Source organism: Nocardia sp. bgisy134 (assembly GCF_965341865.1).
Lineage (GTDB): Bacteria > Actinomycetota > Actinomycetes > Mycobacteriales > Mycobacteriaceae > Nocardia.
This window is the reverse complement of the sequence record NZ_CBDQZP010000001.1, coordinates 325597-348779: the sequence shown is the minus strand read 5'-3', so window position 1 is coordinate 348779 and position 23183 is coordinate 325597. Positions and strand designations below refer to the sequence as shown.

Below are 23183 nucleotides of genomic sequence, written 5' to 3'. Positions count from 1 at the left end.
CTCAGGAGTCGCCGATTCCGAGGTCTTCTCGTGCTTGGCCGAGGAAGGACGCCAGGAACTCTTGGACCCCGGTGATCATCCGGTCGATCTCGGTGATCAGCGCGGGGCCGTCTTGGCGCAGGCCCTCATCGCTCCCACCGGGCCCGCCGAAGTTTCGCACGTTGAATACTTTGAGGTGATCCATCGTGAAAGGCCGATCCGGCGACACCGGGTGGCCGGGTCATCTCGGTGGCGGTTCGGCACCGACGTACGGGTGCCCTGACTGAGCCCGCGCCGCAGGGCGGCTCGGCGTATTCGAGGATACCCCCCAGAACGCCGACACAGGCGGTCGAAAGTGTTGCACGCGAATCCGTTACGGGTGACTCACCCAGGGAGGTCGAAGCCGAGGGATTCGGCGGCGGAGTGCGGGGTGGGGTGCGGCCAGCGGGTGGCGACGGCGTCGTTGGTCGACAGGGAGCGGAGTTCGGCGCGGTCCAGGTAGAGGGTGCCGTCGAGGTGGTCGGTTTCGTGCTGGACGATGCGGGCGGGCCAGCCTCGGACGATCTCGTCGATCGGGTGGCCGTGTTCGTCGTGGGCGGTGAGGTGGATTTCGGCGGGACGGGCGACGACGGCCTGCCAACCGGGGACGCTGAGGCAACCCTCGAAGAAGGCGGCCTCGGCCGGGCCGGTCGGCCGATACCTCGGGTTGATCAGGACGCGGAATGGCACCGGCCGCCGCTCACGGGCGGCGCGGACCTCGTCCGAGACCTCTGCGAAGTCCTCGATCACGGCCAGGCGCAACGGAATTCCGACCTGCGCGGCGGCGAGGCCGACGCCCGGTGCAGCGTGCATCGTCTCGCGCAGTGCGGCGATGAACCGCGCCAGCAGGTCGTCGTCGAGCTGTCCGTCGAATGGTGCGCTCGGCCTGCGCAGCACGGGGTCGCCCGCCGCGACGATCGGCAAGGGGCCGTCGACGGAGAGAAGTTGGGCTACCCGAGCCGCCAGCGGCCGCGCATCATCGAAAGGGACCTCCATGCCGCCAGCATCGCAACCGAGCGGGATCGGTTCCGCGCCGGGGCAGCCGATTCGCGGCCACGAAGCGATCCGGGCCGGAGCGGTGCGGGCCCGATTCCTCCCCGGCTCGCGACGGAAGACATGGGGCTCGGCCGACGCGCCCGCGGTCTCGCGGTGCGCCGCGTCCCGCGCCGGAAAATCCGTTGTTCGCGGGCGCCGGGGTCCGTAACGTCGCGTCGGTTTGTCCGCTATCGACCGAAAGGAGTCGACACTGTCATGAAACCTGTCACCGAACGCGACATCAGGTCGTCGTTCGTCAACTGTTCCAAAGGAGACGCGAAGCGGTTGTCCGTGCCGCGCGACCTCGAGGAGCGCCCATGGGACGATCTGGATTTCCTCGGTTGGGGTGATCCATCGCTGCCCGGCCGCTGCTACCTGGTGGTTCCGCGAGACGAGCGGCTGATCGGCGTCGCACTGCGCCACGAGACGGGCGGGACCGGCAAACCGCAGATGTGCGCGATCTGCCTGACCACGCACACCGGCGGCGACGTGGTCCTGATGACCGCGCACAAGGCGGGCGACTCCGGCCGCCGCGGCAACTCGATCGGCACCTACATGTGCACCGATCTGGCCTGCTCGCTGTACGCGCGCGGGAAGAAGCGCCCCGCCCTCGGCAGCCGCTACCGCGAAGACCTGACGCTCGACGAGAAGATCGACCGGGTCCGCGAGAACATCGACGCCTTCCTCACGCGGCTCTACAGCTGACTCACGGTCGCCCACCCGAAAGGAGGTAGATGCCATGCGCCGACACTCGTTACCGCGCATCCCGACAGCGCCCCGAGTCCCCCACTCCCCCATCGAAACTCGGGGCGCCCGGGATTCCTCTCCGATCGAGACGCGCCGACAGCGACCGGACCGCCCCGTCCGGAGAGGAATCCCAGCCACATTCACCGAGCCGGACACCATCGGGGCCGGGAAGGTCGAAAGATGGTCGGGGTGACAGGATTTGAACCTGCGACCCTCCGCTCCCAAAGCGGATGCGCTACCAAGCTGCGCTACACCCCGTGGCCTCGCGGTGGCGGGGCCACCGACGAGTATGAATCGTTCCTTGAGCGGGTGACGGGAATCGAACCCGCACCATCAGCTTGGAAGGCTGAGGTTCTACCATTGAACTACACCCGCAGGCATACGACATCGATGGGATCGCCACGATGTCGTGTGCACCACGCACTGTACCGAATCCGGTTCCGGAAACGCCAATCGCCCCCGTCCACACGGCGCCCTTCGAGCCGTCGGCCCTGATCATCCAGTGCGCGATATTCCGAAGCCGAGCGAGCCGTCCCCGGGAACGGCGGTCCCACGCCGAACCGATACCGACCCACCCCGCGCGCACCAGGATCCGGGCAGGCCGCACGAAGGTCCCGCACGGAACGGACCGCGAGCCGACCGACACGACACGCCGACCCTGGCGACACACCGAAAACATCACCGACGCCGACCACCCCGATCCCGACATCTCGAACCACGCGGCCCGCACTCCGCCGGAGCCCGAAGAGCCCACCCGAGCGGGTGATTCAGCACACTCCCGGCGTGTCGACGCGCGACTCACCAGCGAACCCGAATCGTTGTGTAACGCCCGGGCCGCTGTAACGATCACACATCAGATCGCCATTCGCGAGGCATCGAAAACTCGTTGTAAAACGCCGTTTTTCAGTGCCGGGTGGCTTGCTAGGATCCTTTTTGCCGGACGGGGGTATCTGGAAAGGGGGCGGTGAGCGTGCACCGAGCGAGGTGGACAGAACCGCGTAGCAGTAGTGATCGGGGTGAAGCCGGCACCTGTGTGCACACAGGGCACCCGGGTACCGACGTCGCCCGCGATCGGTGAAGACGATGGCGACCGACATCGAACCGCCAGTCGCCGCGATGTGTCGCGCCTGGGCACGGGCCGTGTGCTCCGAGCCGGGCTCGCACACGACACCGCAGCAGCTGGAACCTGTTCTCATCGAGCTGGTCGAACGGCTGCTGTATCTGGCCAAGCACGAACCCTTCCCCGTGCCGGAGGCGCGGATGCTCGGCGCGCGCCTCGCCGAGCCGCCCTTCGAGCGGACCAGGATGCTGGCCCAGGCCAGCCGCTGGCTGCTCGGCTTCCCGTCGGGCAGGCCGGGCTCGCTGGTGGCGACCCGCTGGCCGTTCGTGGCCAGCCAGGCCATCGACAGCTACGCCCAGGCCTTGCAGGAGCGGGCGCTGGCCCAGCAGGAGCAGAGCCTGTCGGCCAAGGTGTCGCTGCGCGTGCAGGAGATCGCCGCCTTACAGCACCGGCTGCGCCACGAGGCCACCCACGACGCGCTGACCGACCTGGCCAACCGCACCCTGCTCCAGGATCAGGTGCGCAGGATGGCCACCGACCCGAACAGCTGCGTCGGCCTGCTGCTGATCGACCTGGACCGGTTCAAGCAGATCAACGACGGCTACGGGCACGCGGTGGGCGACGAGGTGCTGGTCGAGCTGGCCAACCGGCTGCGGGAGGTGTGCCCGCCGGACACGGTGATCTGCCGGTACGGCGGTGACGAGTTCGTGCTCGCGGTGAACCGGGACGGCAAGACCCTCACCGAGATCGCCAACCGCATCGTGGGTGCGCTGCGCGACCCGGTGTGGTCGTCGGCGGGCCCGGTGCCGGTCTCCGCGAGTGTGGGCACCGCCTACAACCCGCCGGGCGCCCCGTGCGACTTCACCGATCTGCTCCGACGCGCCGACCGGGCGATGTACACGGCCAAGACGGCGGGTGGGCGACGGTTCGCGTTCTCCGATTCCGACGAACCGGAGGTAGACGCGGCCGTCGCCGGCTGAACTCGGCAACCCGGTGCGCCCGCGGGCGCACCGGGGCCCGGCAGACGCGCGGAACGCGCTCAACTCGGCTGGCAGGCAGGGCACCAGAAGAGGTTGCGCCCCTCCAGCACCGCGTGAGCAACCGGTCCGGCACACACTCGGCAACCCGCGCCGGGGCGGCGGTACACATAGGTGCGCGGACGATCGGGGGCGTAAGACGGCTCGCCGTGGTCGTGTTCGGGGCGCACCACGTGCATGCGCCCGGTCGCCACACCGACCGGCATCAGCTCGACCAGATCCGCCCAGAGGGCGCGCCACTCTTCGGCACTCAGATCGACGCCGGGACGGTAGGGCGAAATGCCGTGCCGGAAGAGCACTTCGGCCCGGTAGACGTTCCCGACACCGGCGATCACGCTCTGGTCCATCAGCAGCGCGCCGATCGGCCTGCGAGAACGGCGGATTCGCGCGTAGGCGCGATCCGGGTCGGCGTCGGTGCGCAGCGGGTCGGCGCCGAGACGGTCGGTCAGCGCCTCGACCTCCGGCGGGAGCAGCACCTCGCACGCGGCGGGGCCGCGCAGGTCGGTGCCGACGCCCGCGCCGCCGATCATCCGCATCCTGACCTGTCCGACCGGCGCGCCCATCGGCAGCTCCGAGTCGTAGAACTTGCCGTAGAGCCCGAGGTGCACGTGCACCGCGAGCCCGGATTCGTAGTGATGGAGCAGGTGTTTGCCATGCGCCTCCGAGCGCACGAGCCGTTGCCCGTCCACCAGGGCGGCGCCGTCGGCGAACCGGCCCTGTGGACTCGACACCCGCACCACACCGCCCGCGAACACCTGCTGATGCTGGCTCGCCAGGCGGTGCAGCGTATGCCCTTCAGGCATCTGCCGACGCGACCTCAGTACGCCGGGACGGCGGGGGCGACACCGGTCTTCTCGTACTCGGCCAGGATGTCGATGCGGCGCTGGTGACGCTCCTCCTCGGACCACGCGGTGGCGACGAACGCGTCGACGATGGCCAGCGCCTCCTCGGTGGAGTGCATGCGGCCGCCGATGCCGATCAGCTGCGCGTTGTTGTGCTCGCGGGCCAGCTTCGCGGTCTCCACGCTCCAGGCGAGGGCACAGCGGGCGCCGGGCACCTTGTTCGCGGCGATCTGCTCGCCGTTGCCGCTGCCGCCGAAGACCAGGCCGAGGCTGCCCGGGTCGGCGACGGTGCGGCGCGCCGCCTCGATGCAGAAGGCGGGGTAGTCGTCCAGGGCGTCGTACTCGAGGGCGCCGCAGTCGACGACCTCGTGGCCCGCCTGCTGGAGATGGGCCTTGACGTGATTCTTCAGTTCGAAACCGGCATGGTCGGCACCCAGGTATACGCGCATGGCTGCGATTGTGTCAGGCCACGCGACGGCGAATCCGAGAGGGCACCGTCCGCGATTAACACCGGGGCCGCGCTGCGCGAATCTGCTGACACGGGAGGTGTCCGCGGGCGCCGACCAGGTGTGTCCGACTGCACAGCGTCGCTGGCCCCTCGGACGCGAGAAACCCGTCCCCACCGATGAATAGAGTGCACCTCATGCAGCCGCACGAACCGACGCCGCCGGACCGAGCCGACCAGCCGGAGCCACCGAACGCGCCGCCGAGCGGGTGGGGGCACACGCAGCAACCGTCGCAGCACGGCACGGCGACGCCACAGCACACCGGCGCCCACCCGACCTACGGCACGTCATCTCATGGCGCCACACCGACGTCGCCCTACAACGACGCGCCTTCGGCGCCCTACACAACTGGGTCCTCGACGCCCTACGGCACTGGGTCTTCGGCACCTTACGGCGCTGGGTCTCCGACGCCCTACGGCGTTGGGTCGCCGACGCCCTACGGCGGTGTGCCCTCGACGCCCTACGGATCCGCGCCGATGACGCCGTACGGCGCTCCGCCGCCCGTACCGCCGCAGAGCATGCCGCGTGGCCTCTCCCCGTTCGGGATGCCCGCCCGGCACAGCTGGGAGATCCCGCTGCTCGTCGTCGTGGTGGTGTGCACGGTGGTCGCGTACCTGATCGCCATCCTCATGCTCGTCGTCACACTCGCCGACGGCGCGGTGCCGAGCGACTATCTGCTGCTGCTGGTGTTCGCGCCGCTGCTGGTCTGGGCGGGGCGCGGTTTCAACTACGCGACACAGCGGGTGAACGGCGTGCGGATGTCGCCGACGCAATTCCCCGAGGGCTATCAGATGGTGGTCGACGCGGCCGCCAGATTCGGCATGGCGAAGGTGCCCGACGCCTATGTGGTGCTCGGCAACGGCCAGATCAACGCCTTCGCCTCCGGGCACGGCTTCCGGCGCTTCGTGGTGGTCTACAGCGACCTGTTCGAAATCGGCGGCAAGGCACGCGAACCCGACGCGCTCGCGTTCATCATCGGCCACGAGGTCGGCCACATCGCCGCCGGGCACACCTCGTACTGGCGACAGCTGGGCATGTTCCTCGTGCCGTTCCTGCCGATCCTGGGCAGTTCGCTGATCCGCTCGCAGGAGTACACCGCCGACAACCACGGCTACTGCAACCGGCACACCGGCGCGGCCGCCGCGATGGGCACGCTGGCGGCGGGCAAGTACATGAACACCTTGGTCGGCTTCGACGAGATGGCCGATCGCGCCGCCACCGAGAAGGGCGGATTCGTCTGGTTCGTCAACGCCCTGTCCTCGCACCCGGTGCTGACCTGGCGGATGTGGGCGCTGCGTGATCGCAGCAGGCACGGCAGGCTCTTCCTGCGCCCCAACCCGCAGCCCCCGATGGGCGCCGCGCCGTACGGCCCGTACGGCGAGGTGCCGAGCCTGCCGCCGAAGCCGGTGCCCTGAGCCGACGACCGGGCGCCGCGAGTACGCGGCGCCCGGTTTCGCGTTCAGTCGAAGACGGGGTCTTCGGTCCTGGTCCGCTTGAGCTCGAAGAAGTGCGGGTAGGAGGCCAGCGCGACGACGCCGTCCCAGACCTTGCCCGCGTCCTCTCCGCGCGGAATGCGCGAGAGCACGGGACCGAAGAACGCCACGCCGTTGACATGAATGGTCGGGGTGCCGACGTCCTTGCCGACCTTGTCCATGCCCTCGTGGTGGCTCTTGCGCAACGCCTCGTCGTACTCGGTGCTCTCGGCGGCCTGCGCGAGCTCGGCGGGCAGGCCCACCTCCGCGAGCGCGTCGGCGATCACCGCGGCCAGGCTCTCCGTGCGGGTCGGGCGCTCGTATTCGGCCTTGCGGTCGTGGATGCGGCTGCCCATCGCGGTGTAGAGCGGCGCGAGCACCTTGTCACCGTGATCCTTGGCGGCGGCGATGGCGACGCGCACCGGGCCCCAGGCACTGTTCATCAGCTCGCGGTACTGCTCGGGCAGATCGCGGCCCTCGTTCAGCACCGCCAGGCTCATCACGTGGAAACGCGCCTCGATGTCGCGGACCTGCTCGACCTCCAAGATCCAGCGGGAAGTGATCCAACACCAGGGGCACAGCGGGTCGAACCAGAAATCGGCGACGTTCTTCTCGGCCGTGTCGGTCACGGGTCGTTCCTCTCGATCGCATGCAAGAAGCACGGCGCGCGAGCGCCGTTATCCGGAACCAACCACGGCGCCCGGCGATTCGTTCCCGGTCCGGATCATGTCCGGATACCGCGTTGCGAAACCCCCGCCGACAGTAGGCTCGAGTGGGCACGCGTTCCCTCCCCTGAGAAGGAGTCCGCCATGACCTCGGATCGGCGTTTCGTGATCGTCGGCGGCGGGCTCGCCGCGGCCAAGCTGGCGGAAGCCCTGCGCGACAACGACTTCGACGGGACGATCACCCTCGTCAGCGCCGAGGAACATCTGCCCTACGAACGACCTCCGCTGTCCAAGGAACACCTGTTCGGCAAGAAGCGGCTCGCCGATTTCACCGTCGATCCGGCCCAGTGGTACCGCGATCACCACGTGGAGCTGCTGCTCGGCACCACTGTCACCGGGATCGATCGAGACGCGAAGACGATCACGCTGCCGGACGACTCCACCCTCGCCTACGACAAGCTGGCGCTGGCCACCGGATCGACACCGCGCACCCTGCCACTGCCGGGCGCCGACGCCCCCAACGTCTACACGCTGCGCTTCATCGAGGACTCCGACACTCTCATCGAGCTGTTCGGCCAGAGCGATCGGCTCGCCATCATCGGCGCGGGCTGGATCGGTCTCGAGGTGGCGGCGGCGGCACGCGCCGCCGGGGTCGAGGTCACCGTGGTGGAGACCGCCGAACAGCCACTGCTCGGCGCGCTCGGGCCCGAGATGGGCTCGGTCTTCGCCGATCTGCACCGCGCGCACGGCGTCGATCTCCGCCTCGGCGCCCAGGTCGAGGCGATCACCACGCACGAGGGCATCGCGACGGACATCGCCGACGGGCTGCGGCTGGCCGACGGGACGACCGTCGCCGCCGATGCAGTGCTCGTCGCGGTGGGCGCCAAGCCGAATATCGAGATCGCCGCGGCGGCGGGGCTCGAGGTGGACAAGGGCGTGCTCGTCGACGCGAGCCTGGTCACCAGCGATCCGGACATCGTCGCCGTCGGCGACATCGCCGAACAGCAGCATCCCGGACTCGACCGCCGCATCCGGGTGGAGCACTGGGCCAACGCGCTCAACCAGCCCGCTGTCGCGGCCGCGACCATGCTCGGCAAATCCGCGACCTACGACCGGCTGCCTTATTTCTTCACCGATCAGTACGACCTGGGCATGGAGTACACCGGCTACGCCGCGCCGGGCGGGTACGACCACGTGGTGGTGCGCGGCGATCTGGACGGGCGCGAGTTCGTCGCGTTCTGGCTGGACTCGCAGAACCGGGTGCTGGCGGGCATGAACGTCAACGTGTGGGACGTGACCGACCGGATCAAGGAGCTGATCACCGCGGGCGAACCGGTCGATCCCGACCGTCTCGCGGACACCTCGACTCCCCTGTGATCCAGATCACCGAGGACCGCGCGCGTGACGTGTCGAAGCGCGGCGCTCCGTTCCGACCTACCTGCGAGAGCGCCGAAGGGGCGCGCCGATACGCGAGGAGCCGACCGTGAAGTACATGTTGCTCAAGACCTACAGCGAAGCCGCCTTCTGCGACACCCCGATCTCGGAGTGGGCTCCAGAGGACATCGAGGCGCACATCGACTTCCAGCGCGCGCTGGGCGAAGAACTGGCCAAGTCGGGCGAACTGGTCGACGCGCAGGGCTTGGCCGGACCGCAGGAGGCGCGGGTGGTCAGCGCCGACGGCCGCTCCGCCCCGGTGATCACCGACGGCCCGTTCCCCGAGACCAAGGAATTCCTGGCCGGGTACTGGATCGTCGATGTGGACAGCCCCGAACGCGCGTTGCAGATCGCCGCCCAGGCCTCGGCCGCGCCCGGCCCCGGCGGCAAGCCGATCGGCGAGTACATCGAAGTGCGCGCGGTGATGAGCGCTCCCGCCGCCGAACAGTGACGATCACGCCCGGCGCCGAGGCCCTGCTGCGCGAACTCGCACCCCGGGTCCTCGGCGTCTTGGTGCGCCGGTTCGGCGACTTCGACGCCGCCGAGGACGCGGTGCAGGAGGCCATGCTGGCGGCGGCGACCCAGTGGCCCGCCGAGGGACTGCCGGACAATCCGCGCGGCTGGCTGGTCCAGGTCGCACAGCGCAGAATGGCGGACGCGGTGCGCGCCGAGGTGTCCCGGCGACGCAGGGAGACAGCGGTTTTCGATCGCGAGGCGCCGGGCGCCGAGACCGTCGACCGGGACGACACGCTGGCGATGTTCTTCCTGTGCTGCCACCCGGCACTGTCCTCGGCGAGCGCGATCGCGCTGACGCTGCGGGCGGTCGGCGGACTCACCACCGCGGAGATCGCGCGCGCCTTCCTGCTGCCGGAACCGACCATTGCCCAGCGCATCGCGCGGGCCAAGAAGCGCCTCGCGGGGCTGGATCGTCCGTTCGCCCGGCCCGGCGATGCCGAATGGCGGGAGCGCCTCGGCTCGGTGCTGCACGTGCTGTATCTGATCTTCACCGAGGGACACACCACCACCTCCGGCGCCGAATTGCAGCGCACCGACCTCTCCGGCGAGGCGATCCGGCTGACCCGCGCCGTGCACCGTCTGCTGCCCGACGATGTCGAGGTCACCGGCCTGCTGGCGCTCATGCTGCTCACCGATGCCCGCCGGGCCGCCCGCGTCGGACCGCACGGCGAGCTGATCCCGCTGGCCGAACAGCAGCGCGGCCGCTGGGACCGGGCCATGATCACCGAGGGCGTGCGGCTGATCACGGGCACCCTGTCGCACGGACTCACCGGCTCCTACCAGGTGCAGGCGGCCATCGCGGCAGTGCACGGGCAGGCGCTGCGCGCCGAGGACACCGACTGGCCGCGCATCCTGGCCCTCTACAACCTGCTCGAACGCATCGCGCCGAATCCGATGGTCAGTCTCAACCGTGCGGTCGCGGTCGCGATGGTGCACGGTCCGTCCGGGGGGCTCGAACTGGTCGACGCCCTGGACGACTCACTCGGCGCGGCCGGGCACCGGCTGGACGCCGTGCGCGGGCACCTGTACGAGATGGCCGGCGACCACGCGGCCGCCATCGCGCACTACACCGCGGCGGCCGGGCGCACCACGAGCCTGCCGGAGCGCGACTATCTGACGCTGCGCGCGGCGCGACTGCACCAAGCGTCGGCGGCGCGGCGCTGATCGCGGCCGCCCCGCGAACCGATCGGGCAGGGCGTGACGAACGTGTCCTCCGAGCTGGTCAGCGGCGCGGCACAAACATCAACGATCGCGGACGAACGTGACCTCCGGACTGGTCGGCACCGACGTGGGCGATCCCGGCGGAGCCTAAATGCGCTGTACTGCGGCACGATTCTCGCGGGTCGAAGACCGCATGCTGCGATCCGGCGGGCAGACTGCTGGTGTGACAGCGACATTCAGCGCGGGCGTCCTGCTGTTCCGCCGCACGGAAGCGGGTGATCCCGAGGTCCTGCTCGGCCACATGGGCGGGCCGTTCTGGGCGCGCAAGGACAATGGCGCCTGGTCGATCCCGAAGGGCGAATACGTACCGGACGCCGAAGACGCGGCGCTGGCGGCTCGCCGCGAGTTCACCGAGGAGCTGGGTCTACCCGCGCCGGAAGGCGAATGGGTCCCGATGGGCGAGGTGCACTACAGCAGCGGCCGCAAGCGGCTGCTGGCCTGGGCGGTCGAAGGCGACCTCGACCCGGCCGAGGTGAACCCGGGCACCTTCGAGATGGAATGGCCGCCGCACTCCGGCCGACTCGTCGCCTTCCCCGAGATCGATCGCGCCGAGTGGTTCGATCTGGCCGCCGCCCGCGACAAACTGGTCAGCGGGCAACGGCCCTACCTCGACCGCCTCGCCGAGCATCTGCGCGACCGAGACCCGGACCGGCCCCACGACGCGCGGCCCTGAGCACGCAGGACCGGCGCGTGCCTGGCGACGCTCAGGCGGACACCCACTTCTCGCCGGTGATGAGCTCGTACGCCTCCTGGTACTTGCGCCGGGTGGCGTCCACGATGTCGGCCGGAATCTCCGGGCCGGGAGGCTCCTTGTCCCATCCGGTCGAGGTGGACCAGTCCCGGACGAACTGCTTGTCGAACGAGGGCTGCGGGCGACCCGGCTGCCACTGGTCGGCGGGCCAGAACCGTGAGGAGTCGGAGGTGAGCACCTCGTCGCCCAGGGTGAGAACGTCGCCGTCCCAGCCGAATTCGACCTTCGTGTCCGCGATGATGACGCCCTTGCCCGCAGCGTGCTCGGCCCCGCGCAGGTAGATGTCGAGGGTGCGGGCGCGCAGCTGCTCGGCGACCTCGCGGCCCTCCTGGTTCACCACGTCGGCGAAGGTGATCGGCTCGTCGTGACCCTCGGACGCCTTGCTGGTGGGCGTGAAGATCGGCTCGGGCAGCTTGTCGCCGTCGCGCAGGCCGGGCGGCAGCGCGACGCCGGACACGGTGCCGCTGCGCTCGTACTCCTTCAGGCCCGATCCGGTGAGGTAGCCGCGGGCGATGCACTCCACGTGCACCATCTTCAGCGGCTTCACCCGGACGCCGCGGCCCGCGAATTCCGCCGGGACGTCGGTGGTGGACAGCACGTGGTTGGGCACGTCGGAGAAGAAACGGAACCACCAGTTCGACAGCTGCGTCAGCAGCGCGCCCTTCTCCGGGATCGGCGTCGGCAGCACCACGTCGTACACCGAGACCCGATCGGAGGCTACGAGCAGCAACGTGTCGCCGTCCTCGTACAGGTCGCGCACCTTACCGGCGTGCACATGCTTCAACGTGGAGCCTCCGAATCCCTCGATGTGTGTCTGCGCTGCACAGGAACGATACCGCCGCGCTCCACGCGGGCCGGTGCCGCCGCCTGCGCCGACCAGCCGTACCTCCGCATGCGCTGCGGCCGTGCACGGTTCGAGAACGGACCGCGCCCGCCTGCGCCCACTAGCCACACCGCCGCATTCCCTGCGGCCATACACGGTTCGAGAACGGGACCGCGCCCGCCTGCGCCCACTAGCCACACCTCCGCATGCGCTCCGGCCATACACGGTTCGAGAACGGACCGCGCCCGCCTGCGCCCACTAGCCACACCTCCGCATGCGCTCCGGCCATACACGGTTCGAGAACGGGACCGCGCCCGCCTGCGCACATCAGACGCACCTCCGCATACGCTCCGGCCGTGCACGGTTCGAGGACGAAGGCGTCCGCCTGCGCACATCAGACGCACCTCCGCATTCGCCACGGCCCGCGCGGTCCGAGGACGGACTACGCGTCCGGCCGCGCGCACTAGGGTTGGCGAGAAAGTTCCGCGCGGGCGGACTCGCCCGGTGGCATTGTGGACGCTGTCGCGCTCCCGGTGGGCGATCCCGCCGCGAGCCCGCACCGTGCCGTGTTCGTCGAAGAGCGAAGGAGTTCCATGTCTGCCCCGAATCTCACCCGCGACCAGGCGATCGAGCGTGCCGCCACGGTCGTCGTCGAGAACTACCGCATCGAACTCGATCTCACCGACCGGGCGACCAGCGCCGACGCCGCGGTCGACGAGACGTTCGGCTCGAAGACCACCGTGACCTTCACCGCGACACCGGGTGCGAGCACCTTCATCGACATCGTCGCGGCGGGCGTGCGCTCGGCGGTGCTCAACGGCGTCGCGCTCGACGTCTCCGACTACGACGAGTCCAAGGGCATCGCGCTCACCGCCCTGGCCGAACGCAACGAGCTGGTCGTCGAAGCCGACTGCGTGTACTCACACACCGGCGAGGGCCTGCACCGATTCGTCGACCCCACCGACGACAAGGTCTATCTGTACTCGCAGTTCGAGACCGCCGACGCCAAGCGCATGTTCGCCTGCTTCGACCAGCCGGACCTGAAGGCCACCTTCGACATCACCGCCACCGCGCCGGCCGACTGGGAGGTCGTCTCCAACGGAGCGGGCAGCCGCGAGGAGGTCGGCGCTGGTTCGTCCGGGCCCTCCGTCGCTGTGCACACCTTCGCCACCACGCCGCGGATGAGCACCTACCTGGTCGCGATGATCGCGGGCCCCTACGCGAAGTGGACCGACTCCTACACCGACGAGCACGGCTCGATCCCGCTCGGCATCTTCTGCCGCGCCTCGCTGGCCGAGCACATGGACGCCGAGCGCCTCTTCACCGAGACCAAGCAGGGTTTCGGCTTCTACCACCGCAACTTCGGCGTGCCCTACGCGTTCGGCAAGTACGACCAGCTGTTCGTGCCGGAGTTCAACGCGGGCGCGATGGAGAACGCGGGCGCGGTGACCTTCCTCGAGGACTACGTCTTCCGGTCCAAGGTGACCCGCGCGTCCTACGAGCGCAGGGCCGAGACCGTGCTGCACGAGATGGCGCACATGTGGTTCGGCGACCTGGTCACCATGCGGTGGTGGGACGACCTGTGGCTGAACGAGTCGTTCGCCACCTTCGCCTCGGTGCTGTGCCAGTCCGAGGCCACCGAGTACACCAACGCGTGGACCACCTTCGCGAACGTGGAGAAGTCCTGGGCGTACCGGCAGGATCAGCTGCCTTCCACGCACCCGATCGCCGCCGACATCCCGGACCTGGCGGCGGTGGAGGTCAACTTCGACGGCATCACCTACGCCAAGGGCGCGAGCGTGCTCAAGCAGCTGGTGGCCTACGTCGGGCTGGAACCGTTCCTCGCCGGTCTGCGCGACTACTTCGCCGAACACGCCTACGGCAACGCGACGTTCGACGACCTGCTGAGCGCACTGGAGAAGTCCTCCGGACGCGACCTGTCCACCTGGGGCGCCCAGTGGCTCAAGACCACCGGCCTGAACATCGTGCGGCCCGATTTCCAGGTCGATGCCGACGGGAAGTTCGCTTCCTTCGCGGTGATCCAGGAGGGCGCGGCTCCCGGCGCGGGCGAGCGGCGTGTGCACCGGCTGGCGGTCGGCGTCTACGACGATCAGGACGGCAAGCTGGTCCGCACCCACCGCGTCGAGCTGGACCTCGACGCCGCCGAGCGCACCGAGGTAGCCGAGTTGGCCGGCGTGCCGCGCGGCAAGTTCGTGCTGGTCAACGACGACGACCTGACCTACTGCTCGGTGCGCTTGGACGCCGACTCGCTCGACGTGCTCGTCAACCGGATCGCCGACATCGCCGAACCGCTCCCCCGCACGCTGGCCTGGTCGGCGGCGTGGGAGATGACCAGGCAGGCCGAGCTCAAGGCCCGCGATTTCGTCGCCCTCGTCCAGCGCGGGGTCGGCGCGGAATCCGAGATCGGCGTGGTGCAGCGGCTGCTCATGCAGGCGCACACCGCGATCGGCAGCTACGCCGACCCGGCGTGGGCGGACTCGGTCGGCTGGCCCGCATTCGCCGACCGGCTGCTGGAGTTGGCGCGGGAGGCCGAGCCGGGCTCGGATCACCAGCTCGCCTTCGTCAACGCGCTGACCGGCGCGCGGCTGTCGGCCTGGCACACCGAGGTGCTGCGCGAACTGCTCGACGGCGACCCGGCCGCGCTCGGCTTGGCCGGGCTCACGGTCGACACCGATCTGCGCTGGCGCCTCGTCACCGCGCTCGCCGCGGCGGGCGAGATCGACGCCGAGGGCGTGGCCACCCCGGCCATCGACCGTGAGCTCGCCAACGACCCGACCGCCGCGGGCAAGCGCCAAGCCGCGGCCGCGTCGGCCGCGCGGCCGATCGCCGAGGTCAAGGAACAGGCGTGGAACACGGTGATGAACGACGATTCGGTCCCCAACATCACCGCGCGCGCGATCGTCGGCGGGTTCGCCCCGGCGGGCCAGGGCGGGCTGCTCGGCTCGTTCGTGGAACGCTACTTCGCCGAGGTCCCGGCCGTGTGGGAGCGCCGTTCCAGCGAGGTCGCGCAGACCGTCGTCGTCGGCCTCTACCCGGCGTGGGAGATCACCGACGACGCGGTCGCGGTGGCGGACAAGTTCCTCGCCGAGAACCACCCGCCCGCCCTGCGCCGCTTGGTCTCCGAGGGCAAGGCGGGCATCGAACGCTCGCTGCGCGCCCGCGCCTTCGACGCCAGGTAGCCCCGGTCGTCCGGTGGGGATGCCGCGCATCCCCACCGGACGAAACCCGCCCGCCCCGAAATCGACCGCACACACCGTTCCGACACCTCACAGCATCGACACCTGTGAGGCGCTTGATCCGCATGTGAAACCACCTGGCGGCAGTGCGTTCATCCGCCACGACGAGCCCTTGCTCGGAGCCGAATCGACACCCACACATCTTGTCGACGCGTCACACCGTCGACACCTGTGTGAGGCGTGTGATGCCTCTGTGCGACCGACCTGCTCAGCGCGCCAGGAAGTGCCAGCCGAGCCATGCCCAGCAGAGTGCGGCGATGATCCGCACTGGTCGGCGGGCAAGGGCTGCGGTGGCCACTTCGGTCAGCGGGGCGATCAGGTCGCGGCGCAGGTGCGCGAGCGCGGTCAGGCCGAGGGCCAGCGCGAGCAGGACGGCGAAACCCGTGACGACGACGGCGCGTTCGGTCATCGCGTCACCAGCCACCAGCCGACGGCCAGCCAGATCAGCCAGCCCGCGAAGCGCAGCGGGCCCTGTTCGAGTGCCGGGTCGAGCAGCGTCGAGAGGGTCGGGTGCTGGTCGCTCGGTTTCGTCCAATCCGGTTGGCGCACAAACGCGTACGCCTCCCAACCGGCGGCCGCGAGCAGCAGCGCGGACCAGACCGCCGTACCCCGGCGCACCGCAGCGTCCTTCGGCTCGGCAGAGGTCGGGCACCGTATCGCCCGGACCAACACAACCGCGCCCGCGAGGAGCACCAGGACGGTCGCAGGCCAACCGAACGGCCGGGTCAGCGCTCCGCCCGCCGCCAGCACGATCGAGCAGACCGCCAGCAGGGCGCGCCTTCCGCTCGACGGAGGCGCGGCGGACGTCGACTCCGCTGCCACCGTCGCAGAATACGACCGCGTCGGTGGCCGAGTGCGCGGGTCAGCGGAAATGAACGATCTCGCCGACCGCCCGAGCGTGGCCGTGCCCGTCGAGAGGGCGCGACCCGGCAAGAAGGGGACGACGCCGCCCTCTCGTTGCGGGGCGCCCGACCCCGGGAGGATCTCGGCGGCAGAACAGCACTTCACCGGTCGAAAGCGGGTGCCGTGGAGACCGACCGCGACATGGGCGCGACCGTGATCGCGCCGCCCTCAACGGAACAGTTCGACGTTGTCCCGCGCCCACTGCGCGAAGGTGGTGGCCGGTGCGCCGGTGACGTCCGCGACGGTGGTCGTGGGCCGCTGGGGATGCTCGACCATGCTTGCTATCCCGTCGACGTACCACTCCGCGTAGGGCCCCATCGCCGGTTCGAGCAGGCGGATGGCCTCGTCGCGCGAGGCCTGCACGACGGTGAGGTCCCGCCCGAGGGCAGCGCCGATGCTGCGGATCTTGTCGGCCCTGGTGAGCGTCTCCGGGCCGGTCAGCTCGTAGGTGTTGCCCGCGTGCCCGTCGGAGAGCAGCACCTTCGCCGCGACGCGGGCGATGTCGTCCATGGCGATCGGCGCGTTCGCGGCCGCCGGGTGGGGATCGCGGATCTCGCCGGAGACCTTGATCTGTTCGACCCATTGGGCGGCGTTCTCGCTGAACTCGCCCGCGTACAGGTGGGTCCAGTCCAGGCCGGAGCTCTCGACGGCCTTTGCGATCGGCTGCCAGTCGGTGTCCGCGTCACCGGACAGGTCGACGATGTGCCGGATGCCCGCCGCCTTCGCCAGCGCGACGACCTCGTCCACCGTCTCCAGCACCGGCGCGAGATACAGGCGGTCGACGCCGTCGAACGCGGCGGGCAGCGAGGACAGCCGCCGCAGATAGCCGTGCGCGACCTCGACGCCCGCGGGCAGTCCGGCTCGCTCGGGGTGATTCGACAACGCCCTGACGTCGGTGGCGCCGCCCGCGAGCAGGTGATCGACCACCTTCCGGCCGATGTTGCCGGTGGCTCCCGTGACAAGAATCTTCATGCATCCACCGTGCCTGCGCCCCGGAGTTCCCGACAACCCCCAATTCACGAATCCTTCAGCGCCGCAAGCACACCCGGAAACGCCTGCGGCGCGCTCACCCGAATTCGGATGAGCGCGCCGCGAGCACGCTGGTGACGTGTGGGTCAGCGACCGATGGCGGCGGCCATCACGCGAACCGCGGAGATCAGACCGTCGATCAGCTGACCCTGCCGGATCGAGCTGAGCGCGGCGGTGAGGCCGAGCTGGCAGACGCGATCGTTCGCGCGGTCGGCCACCTCGTGGCCGGAGCGGACCTCGATCGCCTTCTCGTTGGGCGAGACGGCGATGAGCACCGAACGCGCCGCCTCGGGGGTCGAGGGGAAGAGCGCGTCCGCGCCCGCGGCCGTGTCGGCGCCGAGATCGCCGACGTAGACGTTGAAGCGCACCTTGGTCGCCCTGGTCGCCTCGGTCAGCACGTTGTCCATGGCGAGCCGCTCTTCATCGCTGAACGGGGCTTCCTTGAAGACGTCGCCTGCCTCGTGCACACCGGACACGCGTCCGCTGCTGGTGAGGGCGTACCCGTGCGGGAGGTCGGCCTCGACCACCGCGGGCCAATTAGAACTTGCCACTTGCCCGGCCTCCGATCAGCTCAACCTGGGCAGATTCGATAGCCGCATGGCTGCCATGCGACTGAGTGGTGTCGTGGTGGCCGTGTCCGGTCACCTCGTCGGTCGCACTCCACAGCACCGGCGCCGCGGTCCACTTCTGACCCAGTTCGAAGTGAACCGGCTTCTCGCCGGGCAGCGGCTTACCGAGAAACGACAATCCGGCGATCGCCGCGTAGATCACCAGCGGGATGCCGACGAAGATCAGCACTGTCTCGAGAATGCTCACGGCCTTACGGTAGACGATGCTGTGTAGTAGACGCTCGACCGGTCGTCCACTCGCCCCGTGTCGAAACCCGGCCGCGGCCTCCCGTTCACCGCTCGACCCTGCCTCAGACCAGCCAGGCCGTCGCGTCGGGCGGCAGCTGCCCGTTCGTCAGCGGTGCGCTGGCCAACAGCAGTTCGCCGGGCGGCAGCGGGATCGGCGCCGCGCTCGCGTTGAGCACGCAGACCAGCCCGCCGGGGCGGCGGAAGGCGAGGCACCCCGCAGGGCTGCCGTACCACTCGATCCGTGGACCCGCGAATTCCGGTCGCAGACCGCGCAATTCGATCGCCATCCGGTACAGCGAGAGGGTCGACCCGAGTTCCTCCAACTGTGCCTCCACGCTCAGCCCGGCCCACTCCGGCGGGATCGGCAGCCAGGAGCGCTCGGCCGCGGTGAACCCGAACGGCGGCCGCTCGCCCTCCCACGGGATCGGCACTCGGCAGCCGTCGCGCCCGCGTTCGGTGTGCCCGGACCGCTCCCATAGGGGGTCCTGCAAAACGTCCTCGGGTAGATCGTCCACGTTCGGCAGGCCCAGTTCGGCGCCGTTGTAGACGAACACCGACCCGGGCAGGGCCAGCTCGACAAGGATCATCGCCTTGGCCCGCGCCAATCCGGTCGCGCCGCCGCCGTACCTGGTGACCTCGCGTTCGACGTCGTGATTGGACAACGTCCAGGTGGGCGCGGCTCCGACGGGGGCCACCGCGGCCAGCGAGTTGTCGATGGCGTGGCGCACCGCGTCGGCGCTGAACGGGGTCTCGGCCAGACGGAAGTTGAAGGCCAGGTGCAGTTCGTCGGGTCGCACGTACTCGCCGAAGCGGGCGTTGTCGTCGACCCAGACCTCCCCGATGGACACCGCGTGCGGGTATTCGTCGATCACCTTGCGGATGCGCCGGTGGATGTCGTGCACGCCGGGGTTGTTGAAGCGCGGGTCGCTGTCGTCGTGGATCAGCATCTTGGTGGAGACGGTCTCCAGGTCCGGCAGGCCAGGCGGTTTGGCCATGCCGTGCGCCACGTCGATGCGGAACCCGTCCACCCCGCGGTCGAGCCAGAAGCGCAGCGTGTGCTCGAAATCCGCGACGACCTCGGGGTTTTCCCAGTTCAGGTCGGGCTGTTCGGGCGCGAACAGGTGCAGGTACCACTGGCCTGGCGTGCCGTCGGGCTCGGTGACCCTGGTCCACGCGGGGCCGCGGAAAATGCTCGGCCAGTTGTTGGGTGGTTCGTCGCCGTGGGGTCCGCGCCCGTCGCGGAAGATGTAGCGCGCCCGTTCCGCGCTGCCCGGCGCGGCGGCAAGCGCCGCGTGGAACCAGGGGTGCTCGCGGCTGGTGTGGTTCGGCACCAAATCCATGGTGACCTTGAGTTTCCGGGCGTGCGCCTCGGTGACGAGCTGGTCGAAGGCGGCCATGCCACCGAAGAGCGCGTCGATGTCGCGCGGGTCGGCGACGTCGTAGCCACCGTCGGCCATCGGCGAACGCATCACCGGGCAGATCCACAGCGCGTCGATGCCGAGCAGTTCCAGATAGCCGAGCTTCTCGCGGACGCCACCGAGATCACCGATGCCGTCGCCGTCGGAATCGGCGAAGGACCTCGGGTAGACCTGGTAGAACACGGCGGATCGCCACCACTCTCGGTCACTGCGATCCGCAGGCGCCTGCGCGGCGGGTGTAGCTGTCACGTTCGCAATAGTGCCAAAGAGAATCATCGAATTCCCCTCGGGCGAGGGCATGTCCCACTATCTGGCTAATTCACAGCGAATCGATCTCCGCGCCCCGGGGCCGCGCAGCGGCTCACATCGGCGCGTTCACCAGCGAATACGCCGCCATCTCCAGGTATTCGAGCAGTGCCTTGCGGCGCAGGTCGTCGAGGACGTCCGGCTCGATCTCGGCGACGGCGATCCGCATGCAGCGCAGCCAGGCGTCGCGTTCGAGCGGGCCGATGGTGAACGGCATGTGCCGCATGCGCAGTCGCGGGTGGCCGCGTTCGTCGGAGTAGGTGCGCGGACCGCCCCAGTACTGTTCGAGGAACATGCGCAGCCTGCGCTCGGCGGGGCCGAGGTCCTCCTCCGGGTAGAGCGGGCGCAGGATCTCGTCGGCGGCCACCTCGCGATAGAACACCGCCACGATCCGCCGGAAGGTCTCCGCGCCGCCGACCGCCTCGTAGAACGACGTCGTGGTCTGCTCGCCCGAACTCATCAGGTCCTCTCGATTGGTCGAATCCCGCACTCCATTGTGCCCGTCGCGAAGCGAGCCGCCACGGCAGGACGGACCACGCGACGGCGGTCCAGATAGCGGAGCGGCGGCTCTTCAGCGGCAGTTAACCCAACATTGTGCGAAATCACCGTGCAATGAGGCGGGTTCCATGGTCATATTGGTGGCAGTCTCCGCGGAGATATCACATGATCTTGAAGCTGACGAAATCGGGGTCACCCACATGAAGCAGCGGCATGGCCGGTCACACGAGGCCAGGACCCACCGACAACTAAAGCCCGCCGACGTCCACAATCGTGGGTCGGGGGCTACTCCGCTGCACATCTTGTCCGACCATCATCCGGGAACGCCGCATCGCCCCGGTGAGCCTCCTCGCGCCGATCACGGCCACCACCTCACGCCGGTCCAGTCCGAGACCGCCAACTGGTTGAAGCGCCGGGTGTTGCTTCTGAACGCCACCTACGAGCCGCTCACCGCGCTGTCCGCCCGCCGTGCCGTCGTCCTGCTCATCTGCGACAAAGCCGACGCCGTGCACCACAATCCCGAAGGACCGGTAGTCCATTCCGCCGGGGCCGAGGTGGCTGTTCCCTCCGTCATCCGACTGCGCACCTACGTGCGCGTTCCCTATCGCGCCCGCGTCCCGATGACCAGGGCCGCGCTCATGCACCGCGACCGCTATCGCTGCGGATACTGCGGCGGCAAGGCCGAGACCATCGACCACGTCATCCCGCGCAGCCGCGGCGGCGAGCACTCGTGGGAGAACTGCGTGGCCAGCTGCGCGCCGTGCAACCACCGCAAGGCCGACAAGTTGCTCAGCGAGCTCGGCTGGACGCTGCGTTCGCCGTTGATCTCCCCGCAGGGCCCGCACTGGCGGCTGCTGTCCACGACTTCCGACCTGGATCCGCTCTGGTTGCAGTACCTCGGCGAAGGGGCCGCCTGAGGTTCAGCCGTACTCGATGACGAGCGTCGCCCAGGTTCCGGGTTCGAGCGCCTCGAAGACGTGCGGCGCGTCACCCGGGTACGCGATGTAGTCGCCCGGTCCCAGCTCCACCGGAGCCTCGATCGGCCCCACCAGCGCCCGGCCCGTCGCCAGCAGCACATGCTCGACGACGCCGGGGATGTGCGGATCCGATTCGCGGGAGTGGCCGGGTTCGGCGGTGATGCGGAAGAGGTCGCGGCGGGCGTTCGGCGTACCGGACGCGAGCAGCGTCGCCCGGTACTCCGACTGCTCGGCCGCGACGACGGGGCCCTCGCCCGCGCGGATGACGTGAACGGCGGGCCGCGGCGGGTCCAGCAGCCGCGAGAACGGCATGTCCAGCGCGACGCACAGCGCCCACAGCGTCTCGAGGCTCGGATTGCCGCTCCCCGATTCCAGTTGCGACAGCGTCGATTTCGCGATACCCGCCCGGTTGGCCACCTCGCTGAGGGAGAGCCCGGCACGGGTGCGCTCGCGGCGCAGCGAGGCGGCGATGACCGCCTGCGGCGTCGTCGTCGTGTGGTTCTGCGCCATTCCCCAGCTCCCGTCGAGTCCGAACCGCCCAACAGAAAACCATATTGACGAACCGGCCTGCCATGTTCACTATAAGCTACATGCGTTCGATATGGCGAACACTGGATCGGGACACGTTGTCCGGCATCGCGGCGGTCTGCCTCGCGGTCGGCGTCATCGGCGTGTCCTACGGTACGACTGCGGTGGCCGAGGGTTTCCCGGTGTGGCTGCCCGTTCTGCTCGGCACCGTCGTGCTGGCGGGCGGCGCGGAATTCCTGTTCATCGGCATCGTCGCCGCGGGCGGCAATCCGATCGCCGCCACCCTGGCCGGGCTGCTGGTCAACGCGAGGCATCTGCCCTACGGGTTGTCGGTGCCCGACGTGGTCGGCACCGGGTGGCGGCGCCTGATCGGCGTGCACGTGATGAACGACGAGGCGGTCGCGATGGCGCTCGCCGAATCCGCGCCCGACCGCCGCCGCGCCGTCTACTGGACCTGCGGGCTCGGCGTCCTGCTCGCCTGGCCGGGTGGCGCGGCGCTCGGCGCGTTCATCGGCACGGTGGTGCCCGACACCTCGGTGTTCGGCCTGGACGCGGTGTTTCCGGCGGTGCTGCTTGCCTTGGTCGTTCCCGCGCTGCGCGATCGGACCACCTGCGGCGCGGTGTGCGCAGGCACCGCCGTCGCGGTGCTCAGCGCGCCGTTCCTGCCCGCGGGTCTGCCGGTGCTGCTCGCGCTCTCCGGAGTGGTCGTCGCCGCGATCGATCTCGGACGAACCGCCAGGGACGCGCCGGGTTCCGTGAGCACCGGCAGCCCGGCATGCGCTGGGCCAACGCCAGTGCCGCGCGCCCCGGACGACGAGCGGGCCGACAACGAGACCGATATGCCGAACGACGACCCGTGCGACTGCGGAGCGAGGGAATCCCGATGATGCTGGCCGCCGGAGTGATCGCCCTCGCCGCGGGCACCTACGCGTTCCGCTGGGCTGGACCCGCGCTGCGCAGCCGCGTGCGCTTCCCGGAACGCGCGCGCCAACTGCTCGAGATCGGCGCGGTCGTGCTGCTCGCCGCGCTGGTGGCCGTGACGACGCTGCCGTTCGGCACCGGGCACGTCGGCGTCGCGCTGCCCGCCGGGGTGGTCGTCGGTGGTGTACTCGCGTGGCGGCGCAGTCCGCTGCTTGTCGTCATCTTGGCAGCCGCGGCCACTACCGCCGTGCTGCGGCTCGTCGGAGTTTCCTAATCTGCCGCACAGGCTCGGCGACCACGCCTGCCACGCCGCAGCACTAGAGGCGCAGCCGACACCAGCCCGGCCCGGCGGGCAAGGGTCG

25 protein-coding genes and 2 tRNA genes are annotated in these 23183 nt (G+C 69.7%); 11 read left to right on the top strand and 16 right to left on the bottom strand.

Annotated elements, in window-relative coordinates:
* Position 1: 1 nt before the first annotated feature.
* Positions 2 to 160: a hypothetical protein gene (locus tag ACRWNM_RS01525; RefSeq protein WP_431962640.1), complete on the bottom strand. Its 159-nt coding sequence runs from the start codon at positions 158 to 160 to the stop codon at positions 2 to 4.
* A 203-nt stretch (positions 161 to 363) separates the two neighbouring features.
* Entirely contained in the window at positions 364 to 1014 is a 651-nt protein-coding gene (locus ACRWNM_RS01520; RefSeq protein WP_431962638.1) for a peptide deformylase, read from the bottom strand.
* Between the two features lie 255 nt (positions 1015 to 1269).
* On the opposite strand from ACRWNM_RS01520, the gene ACRWNM_RS01515 reads away from it, so the two are divergent.
* Positions 1270 to 1758: an FBP domain-containing protein gene (locus ACRWNM_RS01515; protein WP_431962636.1), complete on the top strand. Its 489-nt coding sequence runs from the start codon at positions 1270 to 1272 to the stop codon at positions 1756 to 1758.
* Between the two features lie 223 nt (positions 1759 to 1981).
* On the opposite strand, the gene ACRWNM_RS01510 is transcribed toward ACRWNM_RS01515, so the two are convergent.
* Positions 1982 to 2058: transfer RNA gene (locus ACRWNM_RS01510), tRNA-Pro, on the bottom strand.
* A 46-nt stretch (positions 2059 to 2104) separates the two neighbouring features.
* Positions 2105 to 2175 (bottom strand) — tRNA-Gly (locus ACRWNM_RS01505).
* 708 nt (positions 2176 to 2883) lie between these two features.
* Here ACRWNM_RS01505 and ACRWNM_RS01500 point away from each other — a divergent pair.
* Entirely contained in the window at positions 2884 to 3840 is a 957-nt protein-coding gene (locus ACRWNM_RS01500) for a diguanylate cyclase domain-containing protein (protein WP_431962634.1), read from the top strand.
* A 59-nt stretch (positions 3841 to 3899) separates the two neighbouring features.
* On the opposite strand, the gene ACRWNM_RS01495 is transcribed toward ACRWNM_RS01500, so the two are convergent.
* Both ACRWNM_RS01495 and ACRWNM_RS01490 read right to left on the bottom strand, forming a co-directional pair.
* Positions 3900 to 4700: an Fpg/Nei family DNA glycosylase gene (locus tag ACRWNM_RS01495; RefSeq protein ID WP_431962632.1), complete on the bottom strand. Its 801-nt coding sequence runs from the start codon at positions 4698 to 4700 to the stop codon at positions 3900 to 3902.
* Between the two features lie 14 nt (positions 4701 to 4714).
* Positions 4715 to 5188 (bottom strand): ribose-5-phosphate isomerase, encoded by a 474-nt coding sequence (locus ACRWNM_RS01490; RefSeq protein WP_431962630.1) that lies wholly within the window; start codon positions 5186 to 5188, stop codon positions 4715 to 4717.
* A gap of 533 nt (positions 5189 to 5721) precedes the next feature.
* Here ACRWNM_RS01490 and ACRWNM_RS01485 point away from each other — a divergent pair.
* Complete coding sequence (locus ACRWNM_RS01485) at positions 5722 to 6660, top strand: M48 family metallopeptidase (protein ID WP_431962628.1); 939 nt, start codon at positions 5722 to 5724, stop codon at positions 6658 to 6660.
* A 44-nt stretch (positions 6661 to 6704) separates the two neighbouring features.
* Here the strand turns inward: ACRWNM_RS01485 and ACRWNM_RS01480 are convergent, their stop codons facing one another.
* Positions 6705 to 7346, bottom strand: coding sequence for a DsbA family protein (locus ACRWNM_RS01480; RefSeq protein ID WP_431962626.1), 642 nt, complete (start codon positions 7344 to 7346; stop codon positions 6705 to 6707).
* Between the two features lie 180 nt (positions 7347 to 7526).
* Between ACRWNM_RS01480 and ACRWNM_RS01475 the strand changes: the two genes are divergently transcribed.
* From ACRWNM_RS01475 to ACRWNM_RS01460, 4 genes are all read left to right on the top strand, one after another.
* On the top strand, positions 7527 to 8759 hold the full coding sequence (locus ACRWNM_RS01475) for an NAD(P)/FAD-dependent oxidoreductase (protein ID WP_431962624.1): 1233 nt from the start codon (positions 7527 to 7529) through the stop codon (positions 8757 to 8759).
* Positions 8760 to 8865: 106 nt separating this feature from the next.
* Positions 8866 to 9267, top strand: coding sequence for a YciI family protein (locus tag ACRWNM_RS01470; RefSeq protein ID WP_431962622.1), 402 nt, complete (start codon positions 8866 to 8868; stop codon positions 9265 to 9267).
* Complete coding sequence (locus ACRWNM_RS01465) at positions 9264 to 10496, top strand: RNA polymerase sigma factor (RefSeq protein WP_431962620.1); 1233 nt, start codon at positions 9264 to 9266, stop codon at positions 10494 to 10496. Before ACRWNM_RS01470 ends, ACRWNM_RS01465 begins: the two co-directional genes overlap by 4 nt.
* Before the next feature lie 190 nt (positions 10497 to 10686).
* Positions 10687 to 11226, top strand: a complete 540-nt coding sequence (locus tag ACRWNM_RS01460) for an NUDIX domain-containing protein (RefSeq protein WP_431963565.1) — start codon at positions 10687 to 10689, stop codon at positions 11224 to 11226.
* A gap of 31 nt (positions 11227 to 11257) precedes the next feature.
* Here the strand turns inward: ACRWNM_RS01460 and ACRWNM_RS01455 are convergent, their stop codons facing one another.
* A complete protein-coding gene (locus tag ACRWNM_RS01455) occupies positions 11258 to 12088 on the bottom strand; it encodes a phosphoribosylaminoimidazolesuccinocarboxamide synthase (protein ID WP_431962618.1) in 831 nt (276 codons plus the stop codon).
* A 632-nt stretch (positions 12089 to 12720) separates the two neighbouring features.
* Here ACRWNM_RS01455 and pepN point away from each other — a divergent pair.
* Positions 12721 to 15327, top strand: a complete 2607-nt coding sequence (gene pepN, locus ACRWNM_RS01450) for an aminopeptidase N (RefSeq protein WP_431962616.1) — start codon at positions 12721 to 12723, stop codon at positions 15325 to 15327.
* A gap of 265 nt (positions 15328 to 15592) precedes the next feature.
* On the opposite strand, the gene ACRWNM_RS01445 is transcribed toward pepN, so the two are convergent.
* From ACRWNM_RS01445 to ACRWNM_RS01415, 7 genes are all read right to left on the bottom strand, one after another.
* Complete coding sequence (locus ACRWNM_RS01445) at positions 15593 to 15793, bottom strand: DUF6186 family protein (protein ID WP_431962614.1); 201 nt, start codon at positions 15791 to 15793, stop codon at positions 15593 to 15595.
* Positions 15790 to 16206, bottom strand: a complete 417-nt coding sequence (locus ACRWNM_RS01440) for a hypothetical protein (protein WP_431962612.1) — start codon at positions 16204 to 16206, stop codon at positions 15790 to 15792. The genes ACRWNM_RS01445 and ACRWNM_RS01440 overlap by 4 nt, the downstream gene beginning before the upstream one ends.
* A gap of 249 nt (positions 16207 to 16455) precedes the next feature.
* Positions 16456 to 17259, bottom strand: coding sequence for an NAD(P)H-binding protein (locus ACRWNM_RS01435; RefSeq protein ID WP_431962610.1), 804 nt, complete (start codon positions 17257 to 17259; stop codon positions 16456 to 16458).
* A 143-nt stretch (positions 17260 to 17402) separates the two neighbouring features.
* Positions 17403 to 17867 (bottom strand): DUF5130 domain-containing protein, encoded by a 465-nt coding sequence (locus tag ACRWNM_RS01430; protein WP_431962608.1) that lies wholly within the window; start codon positions 17865 to 17867, stop codon positions 17403 to 17405.
* Positions 17854 to 18132, bottom strand: coding sequence for an aa3-type cytochrome oxidase subunit CtaJ (ctaJ, locus tag ACRWNM_RS01425; RefSeq protein ID WP_431962606.1), 279 nt, complete (start codon positions 18130 to 18132; stop codon positions 17854 to 17856). Before ctaJ ends, ACRWNM_RS01430 begins: the two co-directional genes overlap by 14 nt.
* A 103-nt stretch (positions 18133 to 18235) precedes the next feature.
* Positions 18236 to 19867: a glycoside hydrolase family 13 protein gene (locus ACRWNM_RS01420; protein ID WP_431962604.1), complete on the bottom strand. Its 1632-nt coding sequence runs from the start codon at positions 19865 to 19867 to the stop codon at positions 18236 to 18238.
* An 85-nt stretch (positions 19868 to 19952) separates the two neighbouring features.
* Entirely contained in the window at positions 19953 to 20357 is a 405-nt protein-coding gene (locus ACRWNM_RS01415) for a globin (RefSeq protein WP_431962602.1), read from the bottom strand.
* A 238-nt stretch (positions 20358 to 20595) separates the two neighbouring features.
* Between ACRWNM_RS01415 and ACRWNM_RS01410 the strand changes: the two genes are divergently transcribed.
* On the top strand, positions 20596 to 21312 hold the full coding sequence (locus ACRWNM_RS01410; protein WP_431963563.1) for an HNH endonuclease: 717 nt from the start codon (positions 20596 to 20598) through the stop codon (positions 21310 to 21312).
* 3 nt (positions 21313 to 21315) lie between these two features.
* On the opposite strand, the gene ACRWNM_RS01405 is transcribed toward ACRWNM_RS01410, so the two are convergent.
* Positions 21316 to 21882, bottom strand: coding sequence for a helix-turn-helix domain-containing protein (locus tag ACRWNM_RS01405; RefSeq protein WP_431962600.1), 567 nt, complete (start codon positions 21880 to 21882; stop codon positions 21316 to 21318).
* Between the two features lie 80 nt (positions 21883 to 21962).
* Here ACRWNM_RS01405 and ACRWNM_RS01400 point away from each other — a divergent pair, with 80 nt between their 5' ends.
* Both ACRWNM_RS01400 and ACRWNM_RS01395 read left to right on the top strand, forming a co-directional pair.
* A complete protein-coding gene (locus tag ACRWNM_RS01400; RefSeq protein WP_431962598.1) occupies positions 21963 to 22787 on the top strand; it encodes an AzlC family ABC transporter permease in 825 nt (274 codons plus the stop codon).
* Complete coding sequence (locus tag ACRWNM_RS01395; RefSeq protein ID WP_431962596.1) at positions 22784 to 23095, top strand: AzlD domain-containing protein; 312 nt, start codon at positions 22784 to 22786, stop codon at positions 23093 to 23095. The genes ACRWNM_RS01400 and ACRWNM_RS01395 overlap by 4 nt, the downstream gene beginning before the upstream one ends.
* Positions 23096 to 23183: the final 88 nt, after the last annotated feature.